This is a genomic window from Methylobacter arcticus (assembly GCF_050917435.1).
GTDB classification, from domain to species: domain Bacteria; phylum Pseudomonadota; class Gammaproteobacteria; order Methylococcales; family Methylomonadaceae; genus Methylobacter_A; species Methylobacter_A titanis.
Map to the genome: position 1 here is coordinate 3,485,156 of NZ_CP159583.1, position 15,803 is coordinate 3,500,958.

Here is a 15,803-nt window from a genome sequence, read left to right on the forward strand (position 1 = left end):
GTTAAGACTCTTGCCGTGTTAACAAAATGGGCATGTTGTCCTGTTGGTCAGGAGCAACCTCCAACACTCTCAAGGCTCCTTCCATCACTTTGGAAAATACCGGAGCCGAGACTATACCTCCGTAATATTGCCCTGCAGACGGCTCATCAACCATGACGACGACAATCAATCGCGGATTCTTTGCCGGTGCCATGCCCGCAAAAACAGAAAAATAATTTTTCTCGACATATCCACCCGTACCGGCTTTTTTTACCGTGCCGGTTTTGCCTGCGGCGCTGTAGCCATCGACTCTGGCCTCGTAAGCGGTGCCGCCTTTCATGAGTACAGTTTCCATCATGGCCCTGACTCTCTTGGCAGTCTTGACTGAAAACACCCGTTGCGCATCAACATCCTCATCCCGTCTTAACAAGCTAACCGAGTGCAAAATACCGTTATCCGCTAATGCCGTATAGGCTCTTGCCAATTGCAATGCCGATGCACTCACGCCGTAACCAAATGACAAAGTCGCCGTTTCAAAGTCGCTTCTGTGCTGGTAATCAAGCAAGCTTCCGCTGGCTTCCCCAGGAAAACCGGAACCGGTCGCAACACCAAAACCCAGTCTATGGTAAGCATTCCAAAAATATTCAGGCGGCATGCTCAATGCGATCTGACTTACCGCAACATTACTGGATTTCTTCAGCACTCCGGTCAAATCCAGTGTTCCATAATCATGTACATCCCTAACCACATGGCTACCGATAGGATAGACTCCGTGGGTTTCAAACAAATCATCTGGCTTGATATAGCCTCCGTCTAAAGCGGCGGCGACAACAAATGGCTTGATCGTTGATCCCGGCTCAAATACATCGGTTATCGATCTATTCCTGTACCTGCTTTCCTTTAAACTCTTTCTGGTATTTGGGTTAAATGAAGGCTGATTCACCGCCGCCAGAATTTCTCCGCTCTTTGCATCCAATACCACTAGCGCCGCCGATTTTGCCTTATGAAGATTAAATGCCAATTGCAACTCCCGATACGCTAAGTATTGGATGCGCTGATCGATACTTAACTCCAGATTCCTCCCGGCAATCGGTTCTTTAATATTTTCTACATCCGCAATAATTCGGCGCTGCCCATCCCTGATAACCCGTTTACTGCCAGGAATACCTTTTAATAATTTTTCATAACCTGATTCAAGTCCCGCCTGACCGATATCGTCAATATTGGTAAAGCCGACTAAATGCGCGGAAACCTCTCCTGCCGGATAAAAACGCTTGAATTCCCGTTCAAAATAAATACCCGCAATCTTCAATGCCTTTACCTGATCAGCAATCACCGGACTCACTTGGCGCGCAATATAAGCAAACTGCCTATGCACATCAGCTTTAATAAGCTCGCCGGTTTTCCCCTTAGACAAATTCAGCAACTTTTCCATTTGCCTGATTTCGGATTCTTTTCCCGGCTTAATCTGTTGCGGATTCATCCAAATAGACTCGACCGGCGTACTGATTGCCAGCGGCGCACCATTCCTATCTTTTATCATGCCTCGATAAGCTTCTACCTTCACATCACTGACATGACGAACATCGCCCTGATCTTTAAGAAACTGTTTATTCAGCACCTGTAAATCGAAGGCCCGACCCACCAGCGTCGCCATACAAGCCATTATAAAAACGACGACTATTTTTCTTCGACTGTCATGGATGGCGGAAGTATCGTGATCGGCAGGGAACCGATGCGACTGGCCTGAAAAATTGTTTCCCAACTTTCTTGCCTTATTTTTACCTTGAAAATGTATCATTTACGGCTTTATATAAACAATTCTTTCCCGTAACGGCATAACCAGCTTTAATTGCTCACGCGCCACTTGTTCGACTCGATTCTGTTCTGCCAAGGTTGTCAACTCCAATTGCAATTGCCCCCATTCCACCTCATACTGATCCAGCGCTCTTTCCTGCTTTTGAATATCAATAAAAATTAATCGCGACTGATATTTGCTGTAAATCACTGCCAGAGCAGATACCAACAGCACCAAAATCAATCCGCCTAACCCTAAATAGCGACCTGTTACCACTTAGACTCTCTCGGCTACTCGCATGATTGCGCTTCGCGCCCTAGCATTTTGAGTCACTTCCTGCCGCCCTGCTTTCAAGGCTTTAGCTGTTTTCTTCAAGATACCCTTGGCTATATCGATTTCTTTAATCGGCAACTTGCCCGGATTGTATTTCGCACCAGACTCAGCCCTGATAAAACGCTTGACAATGCGATCTTCCAACGAATGAAAAGAAATAACCGCCAAGCGCCCACCAGGCTTCAAAATCCGTGCAGACTGTTGCAAAACAGCCTTTAACTCATCCAACTCACTATTGATTTCAATACGAATCGCTTGAAAACTTCGGGTTGCCGGGTGCTTATGTTTCTCTCTTATCGGTATGACATCTTCAATTAATTTTGCCAATGCCCTGGTTGTTGCAATTGGCGCCTCAACTCTTTTTTCAATAATCGCATGAGCTATGCGCCGTGCAAACCGCTCTTCACCATATTCAAATAAAACCTTTACCAGTTCCTTTTCATCAACGCTGGCCAGCCATTGTTCAGCTGTAACACCCGCATTGCCATCCATTCGCATATCCAATGGTCCGTCGCGCAAAAAGCTAAAGCCTCTTTCGGGATTGTCCAATTGAGGCGATGACACACCCAAGTCCATCAAAATACCGTCGATTTTTCCGGCTAAACCTTCACTGGTAATTATATTTTCCAACTCAGAAAAATGCGTATGTTTTAACTCAAAGCGTTTATCTTCAAGCATGGTCTGAGCATAATCCGAGTTAATCGCATCCAAGTCTCGATCAAACGCCAGTAAACGACCAGATGAACCCAGTAAATTTAAAATCCCCTGACTATGTCCGCCCCGACCGAACGTACAATCCAAATAAATACCATCTTCTTTAATAGCCAACTGTTGCAAAGCTTCTGCAAACATAACGGGCAAATGTTCCACTAACAAATCTCCCGTGTTAAAAGGATAATGAGCCTAAGTCTTCCAAGCCTTCATTATCATCACTATTCAGCCATTCAGTTTCCTTTAATCCCCAGGCTTGTTCATTCCAGAGTTCAAATTTATTGAGTTGGCCAACCAAGACAACTTTCTTGTCTACATGTGCAAATGTTCTCAACTTTTCCGGCAGCAACAAGCGCCCCTGCCCATCCATCTCGCATTCAGATGCATTACCGATAACAAACCGTCTTAACTTCCCGGCCATTTTATTTAGCGTAGGTAATTTACTGATCGTTTGCTCAAGCCTTTCCCATTCAGGCATCGGATAAAGCCATAGACAACCATTTTCTCCAACACACCGTTCATTGACGGCGACCGTCACGACCATCTGACACTCGCAACAATCCTGTAACTCCTCCCGATAACGGGTAGGAATTGCAAGACGCCCCTTACTGTCTAGATTGACTGAACTAATGCCTCGAAACAAGATTTACCCCAGATATCCTAAAAAATCCTATTTTTCCCACTTTTTTCCACTTATGCCCACTATAGTTTTCTAATAACCCCTAGTCAAGGATGATTTCATTTAGACTTCTTTCTTTTTTGACAACGACTTACACTACAGTCAGGAGGGCCTATAACCACATAAAATATAGAAAAATAATTCCCATTTTTTATCAATAAAGTGTGTAGTCTTAGTGAGAAAATACTTTAAGTATGAAGCCGCCGGAAATTTCCAGTTTTTTTGATCGGAAATGAGAACTAGATCCAGAATACCGCTACTGAAATAACTTAATGTTTTTTACGCGTTTAGGGGCACAGCGACAACGGCATGGATAAGGGGGGACAGCAAAAGCAGGTACTTTACGACTGCATGGATGCAGAAGCAATGCTGGATACCGAGCAGAATACTCGGAAAAAGAAAGAAAGAGTCGGCCTGTAAGCCGGGTTTTGTCGAGAACAGTCATTCATCTAGGCTGCAAGTCACCCTGCAGCTCAAGCAATCTACCCAGGAACCGCGCGGGCCACGCGTCTGTCCCTCTATTTGATCTTGCTCCGGGTGGGGTTTACCATGCCACTTCTGTTACCAGTTGCGCGGTGCGCTCTTACCGCACCTTTTCACCCTTACCGATCACCTAAGTGACAGGCGGTATATTTTCTGCGGCACTTTCCGTAGGCTCACGCCTCCCAGGCGTTACCTGGCACCCTGCCCATTGGAGCCCGGACTTTCCTCCATCTTATCTTGCGATAAAACAGCGACTGCTCAGCCGACTCTTTCAGCGAACAAGTATATCATACATCCACATCATGATGATATGCCCATCGCTTTTTTATTAGCAATAATAAGACCAGAAATAAATCCCAATTCACCTTAACGTGAATGCTAAGCCTCTTTCGCTTTTTCCATATCCAACGCCGCTTGATACAACAGCTTTCTCCTAACTCCGGTAATTTCCACAGCCAGTGCAACTGCCGTTTTAATAGAGCATTCGCCCAGCAACACGCGCAGTATCTTTTCCTGCTCAGGTGTAATAATTTGCTCTTTTTTATCGATGGTAGCGCCATCGACAATCACCACAAACTCGCCTCGCCTCATGTTCGCATCTTCTTCAACCAACTTAAGCGCCTCAGCCAAGCTGGTCTTTACGATAGTTTCGTGCAACTTGGTCAGTTCTCTGGCTATCACGATCTGCCGATCCAACGGCAATATCTCGGCCATATCCTGCAAAGAGGCCAAAATCCGGTGACTGGACTCATAAAATACCCAGGTGGTCGGACGCAATAATCGTTCGCTAAAAAAGGATTTTCTGGCCGATGAAGTTCTTGGCGAAAAACCTTCAAACGCAAACTGCGTAACCGGCAACCCCGCTGCAGACAATGCTGCAATCAATGCACAAGCGCCCGGCACCGGCACCACATCGACCCCCGCTTCTTTGACCATTTTTACCAACGGCATACCAGGATCGCTTAACAGCGGCGTTCCTGCATCGGAAACCAGCGCAATAGATAAACCCTCGCGTAGCTTTTCCAGCAGCCCGATTGAGGCTTTATCTTCATTATGCTGATGCAGCGAAATCAGCTTATTGCTAATACCGTAATGCTGCAGCAGCATTTTTACATGCCGGGTATCTTCTGCGGCAATCAAATCGACCTGTTTTAATATTTCAACCGCCCTGAACGTAATATCTGCTAAATTACCTATCGGCGTAGCAACAACGTATAATTTGCCGCATTCACTTGACATTCGATACACTCACTTGAAATCCTCTAAAAAGATGCGACCAAAATATAAGCCGCCATTATTATTCGTCCTGCTGCCTTTGTTTTTTTCCGGTTGCTCAACCACGCCTGCAAGCAATGCCATCGCTGAACAACCAGCACTGACAACACGACCCTTGATAAGAAACGACCGGCCGGAACAGATGATTGAATTATACCAGCATCCTAATGCCCCATCGTTTTCGGAACAACATCAGCAACACTTACAGGCCATTGAGTCCCTAATCCAGGTCGGCGACGGCACTACGGCAAAAAAGTCTGCCGATACGATTAATCCTGATGATCTGTCGACCGAGCAACGCACTCATCTGAGTCTGCTTTACGCCCAGATCCTGCTCAGCTTCGGCGAGGCCGAACAGGCCATTGAAAGTCTGGCGCAGATTCAGCCGCAACGGCTCAACGCGGACAATCAGATCAAATATTTTCAATCGCAGGCCTTTGCCTATTCGTTGACAGGAAATTTGCTAGACAGCGCCAAATCCAGAATCGAACTGCATAAACTATTAACGTCTGCTGATGAGCTCGAAAAAAATCAGGCTGCCATTCTTGAAGCATTACGCCTGCTGCCTGATACCGACTTGCAGACTGACCAAACAGACGCTTTAGCCGGCTGGATGTCATTAACCCAGATTCTAAAAACCATAAACCAGCCTGATTTTGATAGTCAAATAAGCCAATGGCGCGCAAACTTTCCAACACATCCTGCCGACTTACGTTTTTTAGATAGCTCTCAGGACGTATCGGAAAATGCGCACTCACAACCCAAAGTCATCGCGCTGTTGTTACCCGAATCAGGGGCTTTTGTTCAGGCAGGCAAAGCTATCCGCGCCGGGTTTATGGCGGCTTACAACCATGCAGACAACACCACCAAACCTACTATTATCTTTTACGACAGCGAACAATCGACACACCAAGCCTTATACAACCAAGCCGTATCAGAAGGCGCCGAATTAATCATCGGCCCGCTGGCTAAAGAACAGCTCCAAAGCCTAGCCGATAGCGTTAGCTTTACTATACCGGTACTGGCATTAAATCATATTCCAGGCCTGCAAAAAAACCGACTCTATCAGTTTAGCCTCAGCCCGCTAGATGATGCCGACCAAATCACCCATAAAGCATGGGAGGATGGACATCAAAAAGTGTTGCTGCTCGTTCCTGAAAGCGCGCCAGGCAAACGCATCGCCAGTTATTTAGCCGAAGACTGGGAAAATCAGGACGGCACGATTCTGGAAACACAGACCTATAACCCCAAAGAAAAAGATTTTGCAACACCTGTGCAAAAATTGCTTAACCTGGATGAAAGCGAACAGCGTTACCATAAAATCCGTGCATTGATACCTGAAGTAAAATACAGCCCACGAAAACGGCAGGATGCTGATGCTATCTTGCTAAGCGCCTATAGCTCCGAGGCACGTTCTATCAATCCCCAGCTCCAATTTTATCAGTCTGAAGACCTTCCCGTTTATGCGATGCCTGCTGTTTACACCGGACAAATCAACGTGTCGCTGGATGCCGATCTTAATAAAATAATATTTTGCGACATTCCCTGGTTATTCAATAAAGCCTATCAGGGAGAACTTGGGATCGATGCGCTACAAGAAACCTGGAAGCAATTTCCCCGCGCTTATTTACGTCTGATTGCGATGGGCATTGATGCCTACAGCTTGGCTACCCGCCTGGACAATCTGGAAACCTATCCCTATCCCGGCGCTACCGGGAAGCTATCACTGACCACCGACCAGCGCATCCAGCGCGAACTGACCTGCGCCAAGTTCATCGACGGACAGCCCGAAATAACCGGTTTTACTAATGATTACGGAAACACCGCCCCGACAGCGGATACCGGGCAAAAACAGTCTGATCATGCCGTTTACTAAGCTCAAGGCGAAAGCGGCGCATTTAATTCGCGGCGAAAACGCCGAAGAACAAGCCCACAATTTCCTGATCAATAAAGGGCTTAAACCGGTCAGCCGGAATTTTCGCTGTAAACAGGGCGAACTCGATTTAATCATGACCGACAAGCAGTCGCTGGTTATTGTCGAGGTCCGGTTCCGCAAAACCGATAAATACGGCAGCGCCGCTGAAAGCATCACCCGCGCCAAACAATCCCGCATCATAGCGGCAACGCATATATACCTTGCCTCCCAGAAAACCGACCGCCCGATTCGATTCGACGTGATCGCCATTTCCGGTAATGGCAGCATCGACTGGATACAAAATGCATTTTAACGACAGCAAACCCTCAAGCTGTTGAACTTAAAAAGTGTCGCCGACTGGTACGATAGTCTTTATAATCTTTTATCATGAGCTTACAAAATCGCATAATTAACCATTTCACCCACAGTATTCAGACCCAACAGGATACGCTGACTAACCTCTCTGATCTCATCGAGTTTGCCTCGCAACGGCTGGTCGCCACCTTGCTGAATGATAAGAAAATAGTCACTTGCGGCAATGGCCGTTCGGCCGCCGTCGCCCAATTGCTGTCCTCGGCCATGCTTAATCAATACGAACGTGATCGACCGTCGTTACCCGCTATTGCCTTAACCACCGATACCGCCACCATCACCGCCATAGCCAATGACTATCATTTTGATGATATTTTTGCCAAACAACTCAGGGCCTTAGCGCAAAGCGGCGACATATTGGTCGCTTACACCGACGGCAACAATTCGGCCAATATCGCCAAAGCCATTACCACGGCACACGATAAAGACATTACCGTCATCGCGCTGACCGGCAATAATGGCGGCATGATTGCCCCGCTACTCCATGAAACCGACATAGAAATTCGCGTACCGTCAAATTCCAGCATACATATTCAGGAAGTACACGCAATGGTTACCCATTGCTTATGCGACTTAATCGACCATCAATTATTTGGCGGCTAGGTCATGAAAAAGCTTTTATTATTACTGTTGGCGCAAAGTTTTTTTATTTCCGGCTGTTCGACGATTGCGACGGGCGGTGCGGAAATAACCGGCTTGTCATTATTAAATGATCGCCGTAGCCACGATGCCATTTTGGCCGATGAAGCTATTGAAGATCATGCCGGAGCCCAGCTGAATGCCTATTACGACTTGCGCGAAAAATGTCACTTTAATATTACCGCCTATAACGGCGCGGTGCTGGTCACCGGCGAGACACCCAAAGAAGAATTTCGCGACAGAATTATCGACATCGTTCGCGTCATTCCCGGTGTAAAACTGGTGCATAACAAGTTGATTATTGCCAACCCCAGTCCTTATAACTTCCGTGCCAGTGACTCGCTGATTACCAGCAGAGTAAAAACCGCACTCACTCAAATACCTGAGCTCGATGCTTCCTGGGTCAAAGTTGTTACCGAAAAAAACACGGTTTACCTGATGGGTCTGGTGCATAGAACCGAAGGCGCTGCGGCCATCGAAGCGACCCGATATCAACCCGATATAAAACAAATTATCACGATTTTTGAATACATTGACTAATATTGCCCCCTTACCTGCCGATTTCTTAACCTTGCTGGCTGAAACTTTTACCGCCGGCGACCTGTTAACTGCGCCTGAAGACTGCTGGACTTACGGCTATGACAACAGCCGCCGCCATGTGCTGCCTCAAGCCGTGGTTTTTCCGACTACGCATGAACAAGTCGTCAGCGTCGTTAACGCCTGTAACCGATTTAACATTGCGTTGACGGCCAGAGGACGCGGCACCGGAACCACCGGCGCCACCGTCCCGCTTAAAGGCGGACTGATTGTGTCGCTGGAACGCATGAACAAGCTGGTCGAGTTTTCTCCCGATAACCGCTACATCATCGTGGAACCGGGCATGACCAACCAGCAGGTGCAGGACATCGCCAAAGAGGGGGGCTTTTTCTGGCCGCCCGACCCGACCAGCGCGGCATTCTGTAGCGTCGGCGGCAATCTGGCCTATAACTCCGCAGGCCCCAGGGCGGTAAAATACGGCACGCCCAGGGAAAACACGCTGGGCTTGCGTGCAGTCACCGGCGCGGGCAAGGAAATCCGCGTCGGCGTTCATACCAGCAAAGGCGTGGTCGGCTATGACCTGACCCGGCTGATCCTCGGCTCGGAAGGAACGCTGGCGATTATTACCCAAGCCACCTTAAAACTGACGCCGTTGCCGGAAGCCACCAAAACGCTCAGGGCCATCTACAATTCTGTTTTCGATGCGGCCAAAGCGGTTTCCGCGATCATGTCGCAGCCGGTCATTCCCTGTGCGCTGGAATTTATCGACGGCAATGCGATCAACATGATCCGGCAGTATTCGGAAACCGATCTGCCCGAACATGCAGGCGCAATGTTAATGATCGAAGTCGATGGACAGCTGGAAGGTTTGGATACGGCGGCCGAAAAAATGGCTGCCGCCGCCAGAAACGACGGCCTGTTGGATATTAGACTGGCTCAGACTGACGCCGAAGTCAAAGCGCTCTGGCAAACCCGGAAAGCGCTGTCTCCGGCGTTGCGCAAGGTGGCGCCGAAAAAAATCAATGAGGACGTGGTGGTCCCGGTTACCGAAATGCCTGCGTTAATAGCGGGATTAGGCGAGCTGTCAAAAAAATACGACCTACCCATTATTAACTTCGGTCACGCGGGCAACGGCAATATTCATGTGAATTTATTGCTCGATCCCGATCAACCCGAACAAGGCAAAAAAGCCCACGACTGTCTGGACGAAATTTTTTCTTTGGTGTTGGCACTAAACGGTACATTGTCCGGCGAGCATGGCGTGGGCCTGGAAAAACGGGATTTTGTCGATCGGGAACTGGATGCGAATTCTTTGGAGCTGATGAGAAATATTAAGCGCCAATTCGATCCGAACGGCATACTTAATCCGGATAAAATGTTTCCGCTGGTTTAGCTTATCCGTATAACTCGGCGCTGCCGTCCATGTCGCCGGTCTGGCTATACAATAATGGCTTCCCCTGATTGAGTTTTGCGGCAGCAACGACTTTGCAAACGGCAATTTTATGATCACCGGCATCGGCATAATGGCTGACCTGGCAATCAAAATAAGCCAAACTTTCGGATAGAACCGGCGCGCCGCTTTCGGCTGCCTTCCATTGAAATCCTGCCATCTTGGCTTCCGCTGGTCGGCCAAAATGCTCCGCTAGCGCATACTGATCCTGTGCCAAGACATTAACCGTGCAAACGCCGCTTTCCTGCAACAATTGATAGGAATAATGCTTGGGATTGATGCTGATCGCCAGCATCAAAGGGTCGAAAGACACCTGCATCACCCAGGCCGCAGTAAAGGCATTTTGACGTTCGCCAACACCGACGCCGATCACGTAGACGCCATGACTGATCTGTTTTACCAACATTTCCGCATGTTCAATCATGTTAATGTACCAGTTTAATACGCATGGATAAATCGACCGCCCGGACATGCTTGGTTAAGGCGCCGATCGAAATAAAATCGACGCCGGTCTCGGCAATTGCCCTGATATTGTCCAGGCCGATATTGCCGGAAGCCTCAAGCTCTATGGCTCCGGAGTTTAATTTCACCGCCTCGGCCAACATTTCAAGGCTGAAATTGTCGAGCATAATCCGGTCAGGCTTTGCCGCGACAGCCTCCAGAAACTCCTGCATGGTTTCAACCTCCACTTCCGCCGGAACCGAGGTCAATTCACGCGCCGACCGGATTGCCTGGGCTATGGAACCTGCGGCTATGATGTGGTTTTCCTTGATCAAAACCCCGTCATACAAGCCGATCCGATGGTTATAACAACCGCCGCAGGCTACTGCATATTTTTGCGCATTTCTAAGGCCCGGAATGGTTTTTCGGGTATCCAGCACTTTACAGTCCGTGCCGGAAACCGCATCGGCATATTGCCTGGCAACCGTGGCTGTTGCCGACAAGGTTTGCAGCAAATTCAGCGCGGTACGCTCACCAGTCAGCAATCCTCTAGCTGAACCCTTGAGTTTACATAAAACCGTATCTTTACCGACCGCTTCGCCTTCAGCAGCTAACCAATTGATATTAACGCCAGCATCCAAAGATCTAAATACTGCATCAAACCAGGCCTGACCGCAAAGCACCATGCCTTCCCGGGTAATCACTTCAGCTTCTGCCGTCATGGTTTCAGGAATGATGGCGGCGGTTATGTCGCCGGAACCGATGTCTTCTTCGAGGAAAGGTTTTATGTCGACCCGGTTCAATTGTTCTGTCATAAGCTCATTAACTCTGAAAGTACTCGTTCACTGATTGTTTTTTGGTCAAGTATAACAATGGACGCTTGCCCATGGCGCAGCTTTTCTGCCAACGCGTCTATTTGAATCTCAAACATTTTCCTGATTACCCATAATCCTCAGCCATCTTCAGTAGCCGCATAGGCATAGGTGGTGTTCTGACTGCAACGTAACATAGGCGGGGCAGCATATCCTCAAGGACAAATCGCCGATTGAAGCGATAACAAAATTCTGCCAAATAGCGCGGAAGGTGTTTATGATTGATAGCGTGATAAGTCCTGTCAATCGACCTTTTGACATTACCTATCATCGTATTGACCCAAGTGAAGGGTTCCAGCGAGACACATTCAGGGCCTCCACCGGTTACGATGCTGGTATGCTGGCATCCTGCCTTGGTAACAAGGCCAGTCCGTCCGAGACCACGTGACTGTCGGTGCTAAGATGGCGCTTCGCCCAACGAGTGATTTCTTTGGAGCGGAACCCGTTGACCACAGTCATGTTCATGGCAATAGGATGTCCTTTTTCGTTGACCGACACAGCCGCCACAAAAGGTGTTTTGTTGGGTGAACCCCGTCCACGCTTGCCTCCCCGATGTTCGCCGCCCCAATACACGTCATCCAGTTGGATGACGCCGGATAACGGCTTACTATCATCACGCTCCTTCATTACTTGCATCAGCTTCTGTTTGATGCTCCAGGCGGTATTGTATGAAACACCTAATTGACGGCGCAGTGAAAGGGCAGAAACGCCAGTTTTTGCTTGTGTGGTCAAGTGGATCGCGAGAAACCAAGTTGTTAACGGGAGCTTCGTCGCAGAAAAAATGGTGCCACTAATGAGGGAATGTTGATGGTGGCAGTGATTGCACTGATAAACCACTCGTGTTTTCAGGGAGCAGTAGCTTTGCCCACCGCATTCAGGGCAAACATAGCCTTGAGGCCAGCGCCACTGAAACAAGGCTTTTCGGCATTGCCCTTCACTCCCATAATTTTTCATGAACTCGCCCAGGCTATAGCCTTTTTGAAATTGAACTTTGTTTTTCATGACGTTATCCCATCCGTATGGTAGATACTGTCAGTATAGACATTCTTGTAACATTGGCTGTTCTTTATGGGTAATCAGGAACATTTTTACTCCGTTTTTACCAGAAAACAGCCTATTTTCGGCGTCTTTCCAAATCAGTTTTCCCCATTGCGTTGCTGATCCCCTGGAAAATGCGACCCAGCTATCCACAGCAAGATTTTTAGCCTGCTCCAGGCTGGCATCTGCTAATGTTACAGCTTTTAATTTCTCGCCCTTAATCCGTTGCTCACCCACATCATCCCGTACTTTTTTATCCATTAAAATAATATGCCATACGGCAAGGTCTTTAAAAAAACGCGCCTGTGCAGGTTTATCGTATGAAATTTGCTTCAAGCCTTTTCTTAAGGCTGCAATCAACCCCGGCAACAATGTTAATATCTGTTTTCTTTGATGGTCATCTGCCGGAGGCATGACGCTTACAATCAGCTCATCCATAGCCCGCACCGTTTTTTCCCACTGTTCCGGCAACTCATCTTTACCTGTATAGGCATCTAGCAACACCTCCGACCAAACATCATGCAGAAACTCGACTATTGCTGTCGGCACCTTTTTGCCCATCAAGCTGTTTTCAATAGTTATAGCGACAATTTTTCTGCTCGTCCTTAATGCCTGTTCATTTATCATCAACTCCTTGGCAGTCTCTTCGAGATTCTGACTATGCTGCTTTTGTTTGCTCAGATAAAGCGAAAACTCACTCGCTTCTGCGGTCCAACCGGAAAGCTCGAAACCGCTATCCCGGGTTATTTTTTTAACTGTGCTGGCAATACGCTGTTGAATTAGCCGATCGTCACACGCTTCCGTATTTAAAAACCTCCCGGCTGCAAACACATCATCAAGCAACTGTCTGACCGGATTTTTCGGGTTGAAAAAAATACCGCATCGTCCTAAAGAGGCCGCCGAAAAAGGAATTTCCATCTGTAAAATAGCCATTTTTACAGACTTTTGAAGCGACTCATCTTTGTTTATTTCGCTAAAAATCAAAGCCACCAAATCCAGTGCATCCTCATCCTGTTTGGCCAATATTTTGTCATCAACACTAAAACTCAGTTCCTTCAGTTTTTTAAGGACTTGCCATTTTAACGGCCGCTTGTTTTCCCCCGGATCTGTGTCGTCATTAAACTGTTGAAGTATTTGCAAGGCATTTTTTATTTCAACCTGTTCATAAAACGCATGTCCGGTAACTGAAATTGAACCGTAAGCAGAGGGAAAATGCGCCCATCGCCATAACTCCAGTTTGTCCTGTAACAGGGTAAACTCAGCACTGATCTGCTGAGCGCTCTCGGAAGCAGGCTTGGCGTTTTCCTTGATCTCGCCTACTACGTACAACGGCGCAGGCATCGGGACACCCCTATACGGTTCTACCGCCACTTTCTCTGGGATCACATCAGCTTCACACTGTTTAATCAGTTCACGATAAATAAATCCCAACTGACTAAAGACAGCCACTTCAAAGGTTTTATATAACGCAATCCGGCCATCTGCATTTAATTTCAGCGGTTTAACGACCTCGACCAAGGCTCGAACCAATTTTTCCGGAACTATCGAATTTTGACTGTCGGCAATCGTTTGTTTTCCCGACTGAATTGCCATCAGCTTATTAAGGCTAGTCAGTTCTTCATAAAATAAATGCTCACACTGTCGGATAATTGCAGTAACCGCATAGCCTTCTTTTACCGCATCGCCACTGATTAGCGAGACAGTAGAAAAATCTACTTTCTGGTTTTTTGCAGCTTTCCGATCACTGTCGTCGAAAAACTCATTAACTTTTAGCAAATAATCTTGTTTAATATCTCTACGAACTGAACGAAGATATTCCAGTAATTTTATATACTGCTCTTTGTTCGTTTTTTCGCGATTTTTACCTAACTGCAAGCCGAATTCAACATCGATACACAGACAACAATCATCGACTGCCTGCTCAAAATGCTGAAAAAAATCAGCTTAATTTTGCTTAATATCGTAGTATCCTTCACTTTATCCAAACCTGAATTTAGTTGCTGCCGGTTACCCGTAGCAATAGTTCTGCCGTCGATTAAAGATATAGCCTAGTACTCCCCTAGTATTTTGACTAATAATAGGCATATTCAGCCTAAATACTGTGCGTTATTTCCGTTTTTTACTTTTTTTGCTTAGCCCATGAAAATAGACCAACACTGGTTAACTGACATTAGCCGAATCCCTACACCCAACTTTGATAAGCGCTCCGACCCGGAGGACATTTCATTACTGGTTATCCATTGCATCAGCCTTCCGCCCGGCGAATTTGGCAATCATTATATAGACCAGCTGTTTTGCAATCAGCTTGATCCTGATCAACACCCCTATTTCAAGGTCGTTTATCAATTGACTGTATCGGCACATTTACTGATTAAGCGCGATGGGAATTGTATTCAATACGTGCCATTTGATAAGCGCGCTTGGCATGCCGGCAATTCGGCATTTGAGGGTCGGGAACGATGTAATGATTTTTCTATCGGTATAGAACTTGAAGGCACTGAATTGGTCGAGTATACCGATCAGCAATACCTGCAACTCGCCGCAGTGATCAAGACCTTGCTTGAAGCTTATCCCAAGCTATCGGCACAACGCATTACCGGGCATAGTGATATTGCGCCTGGACGAAAAACCGATCCGGGCGCATCGTTTGACTGGCAAAAACTTTTAGGGTTATTAATGTAACCGGAAAAATAGAACCCCGATTAGACTGATTAACGCTGATAATCCAATAAAAATCTTACACATCATAATTATCTGCGTTATCAACGTTCCATTTTCCTAACCGCTGATTAGTCGCCTCTACAATACATCCGACTCTTTCGAATGCACCAAGCCGAACGACTCTGCCAGCATTAAAATCACTCCCAAGGTAATGGCGGAATCTGCGACATTAAAAGCAGGCCAATGCCAGGTACCGTAATACACATCAAGAAAGTCGATCACATAGCCGTAAGCCAGCCGATCAATCAAATTGCCGACAGCCCCACCCAAAACCAGTGCTAAAGCCACTGCCAGCAAAGTCTCGTGCTTCTTTAATCGAGTCAGCCAAACCGCTATCACCACACTGATCGCCAAAGCCAATCCGGCAAAAAACCAGCGTTGCCAGCCCCCGGCTTCGCTTAAAAAACTGAAAGCCGCACCGGTATTGTGCACATAAGTCAGCTTAAAAAACGGCATAATCTGGATCGACTCATAAAGCTGCATAGAACTCGCTATGGCAAGCTTGCTGCCTTGATCCAGAATTACCGCCAGCAATGACAGCCATAACCATTTCACCATAA

General features: G+C 47.2%; 15 protein-coding genes, 1 other RNA gene and 1 pseudogene. 6 read left to right on the forward strand and 11 right to left on the reverse strand.

Annotated features, from left to right (window positions below):
• Position 1: 1 nt before the first annotated feature.
• The 6 genes from ABXJ76_RS16580 to rsmI form a co-directional block, all read right to left on the reverse strand.
• On the reverse strand, positions 2-1,780 hold the full coding sequence (locus ABXJ76_RS16580) for a peptidoglycan D,D-transpeptidase FtsI family protein (protein WP_432742113.1): 1,779 nt from the start codon (positions 1,778-1,780) through the stop codon (positions 2-4).
• Complete coding sequence (ftsL, locus tag ABXJ76_RS16585; RefSeq protein WP_432742115.1) at positions 1,781-2,053, reverse strand: cell division protein FtsL; 273 nt, start codon at positions 2,051-2,053, stop codon at positions 1,781-1,783.
• Entirely contained in the window at positions 2,054-2,980 is a 927-nt protein-coding gene (rsmH, locus tag ABXJ76_RS16590) for a 16S rRNA (cytosine(1402)-N(4))-methyltransferase RsmH (protein ID WP_432742117.1), read from the reverse strand.
• Positions 2,981-2,996: 16 nt separating this feature from the next.
• Positions 2,997-3,464 carry a division/cell wall cluster transcriptional repressor MraZ gene (gene mraZ / locus ABXJ76_RS16595; protein WP_432742119.1) on the reverse strand — a complete coding sequence of 156 codons (468 nt, stop codon included), beginning with the start codon at positions 3,462-3,464 and terminating at the stop codon, positions 2,997-2,999.
• Positions 3,465-3,901: 437 nt separating this feature from the next.
• Positions 3,902-4,253, reverse strand: an RNA gene (gene rnpB / locus ABXJ76_RS16600) — RNase P RNA component class A.
• 108 nt (positions 4,254-4,361) lie between these two features.
• The gene (rsmI, locus tag ABXJ76_RS16605; RefSeq protein WP_432742121.1) at positions 4,362-5,222 is read right to left on the reverse strand and encodes a 16S rRNA (cytidine(1402)-2'-O)-methyltransferase; all 861 of its coding nucleotides are present in this window, start codon (positions 5,220-5,222) and stop codon (positions 4,362-4,364) included.
• 31 nt (positions 5,223-5,253) lie between these two features.
• Here rsmI and ABXJ76_RS16610 point away from each other — a divergent pair, with 31 nt between their 5' ends.
• The 5 genes from ABXJ76_RS16610 to ABXJ76_RS16630 all read left to right on the forward strand — a co-directional run bounded on the left by ABXJ76_RS16610 (position 5,254) and on the right by ABXJ76_RS16630 (position 10,114).
• Positions 5,254-7,134, forward strand: coding sequence for a penicillin-binding protein activator (locus ABXJ76_RS16610; protein ID WP_432742123.1), 1,881 nt, complete (start codon positions 5,254-5,256; stop codon positions 7,132-7,134).
• A complete protein-coding gene (locus ABXJ76_RS16615) occupies positions 7,121-7,486 on the forward strand; it encodes a YraN family protein (RefSeq protein ID WP_432742125.1) in 366 nt (121 codons plus the stop codon). Before ABXJ76_RS16610 ends, ABXJ76_RS16615 begins: the two co-directional genes overlap by 14 nt.
• A gap of 74 nt (positions 7,487-7,560) precedes the next feature.
• Entirely contained in the window at positions 7,561-8,148 is a 588-nt protein-coding gene (locus ABXJ76_RS16620) for an SIS domain-containing protein (protein WP_432742127.1), read from the forward strand.
• Positions 8,149-8,151: 3 nt separating this feature from the next.
• Positions 8,152-8,724, forward strand: a complete 573-nt coding sequence (locus tag ABXJ76_RS16625) for a BON domain-containing protein (protein ID WP_432742129.1) — start codon at positions 8,152-8,154, stop codon at positions 8,722-8,724.
• Positions 8,717-10,114 (forward strand): FAD-binding oxidoreductase, encoded by a 1,398-nt coding sequence (locus tag ABXJ76_RS16630; protein ID WP_432742131.1) that lies wholly within the window; start codon positions 8,717-8,719, stop codon positions 10,112-10,114. Before ABXJ76_RS16625 ends, ABXJ76_RS16630 begins: the two co-directional genes overlap by 8 nt.
• Position 10,115: 1 nt before the next feature.
• On the opposite strand, the gene ABXJ76_RS16635 is transcribed toward ABXJ76_RS16630, so the two are convergent.
• The 4 genes and pseudogenes from ABXJ76_RS16635 to ABXJ76_RS16650 all read right to left on the reverse strand — a co-directional run bounded on the left by ABXJ76_RS16635 (position 10,116) and on the right by ABXJ76_RS16650 (position 14,397).
• Positions 10,116-10,595, reverse strand: a complete 480-nt coding sequence (locus tag ABXJ76_RS16635) for a flavin reductase family protein (RefSeq protein ID WP_432742133.1) — start codon at positions 10,593-10,595, stop codon at positions 10,116-10,118.
• A gap of 1 nt (position 10,596) precedes the next feature.
• Positions 10,597-11,427 (reverse strand): carboxylating nicotinate-nucleotide diphosphorylase, encoded by an 831-nt coding sequence (gene nadC, locus ABXJ76_RS16640; protein ID WP_432742134.1) that lies wholly within the window; start codon positions 11,425-11,427, stop codon positions 10,597-10,599.
• A 124-nt stretch (positions 11,428-11,551) separates the two neighbouring features.
• Positions 11,552-12,486 (reverse strand): annotated as a pseudogene (locus ABXJ76_RS16645) (IS1595 family transposase).
• A 30-nt stretch (positions 12,487-12,516) separates the two neighbouring features.
• Complete coding sequence (locus tag ABXJ76_RS16650) at positions 12,517-14,397, reverse strand: DUF1631 family protein (protein WP_432742136.1); 1,881 nt, start codon at positions 14,395-14,397, stop codon at positions 12,517-12,519.
• Between the two features lie 264 nt (positions 14,398-14,661).
• On the opposite strand from ABXJ76_RS16650, the gene ampD reads away from it, so the two are divergent.
• Entirely contained in the window at positions 14,662-15,204 is a 543-nt protein-coding gene (gene ampD / locus ABXJ76_RS16655; protein ID WP_432742138.1) for a 1,6-anhydro-N-acetylmuramyl-L-alanine amidase AmpD, read from the forward strand.
• Between the two features lie 117 nt (positions 15,205-15,321).
• Here the strand turns inward: ampD and lspA are convergent, their stop codons facing one another.
• Positions 15,322-15,801 carry a signal peptidase II gene (lspA, locus tag ABXJ76_RS16660; protein WP_432742140.1) on the reverse strand — a complete coding sequence of 160 codons (480 nt, stop codon included), beginning with the start codon at positions 15,799-15,801 and terminating at the stop codon, positions 15,322-15,324.
• Positions 15,802-15,803: the final 2 nt, after the last annotated feature.